The sequence below is a fragment of the Vogesella mureinivorans genome (assembly GCF_007644035.1).
GTDB lineage: Bacteria > Pseudomonadota > Gammaproteobacteria > Burkholderiales > Chromobacteriaceae > Vogesella > Vogesella mureinivorans.
Window position 1 is genome coordinate 1 of record NZ_VMTV02000386.1, and the last position, 310, is coordinate 310.

Sequence of the window (310 nt, forward strand, 5' to 3'; positions counted from 1 at the left end):
CTCTTCAGGAATAGTAAGGTATTGATCACCCCAGAGATTGATCTCAACAATCACGGGAATAAGATCTATGCCTTTTTGTGTCAGAAAATAGATGATCTTCAGTTTGTTATCAGGATGATCTTTTTTATCAATAATTCCATGGTCCAATAAATTCTGAAGCCTGGAAGCCAGAATATTGGTGGCTATTTTTTCATCGGCTTTCAGAAAGTCTCCATAAGTACATTCTTTTTTCAGCATGAGATCACGGATGATCAGCAGGGACCATTTATCACCCCACATTTCCAGTGAGCAGCTGATAGGACAGTCGGAG

General features: G+C 39.7%; 1 protein-coding gene. It reads right to left on the reverse strand.

Annotated elements, in window-relative coordinates; all coding sequences use genetic code 11:
- Positions 1-310 (reverse strand): winged helix-turn-helix transcriptional regulator (locus FLQ44_RS25565; protein WP_147694447.1); only part of this gene is annotated, 310 nt, incomplete at both ends.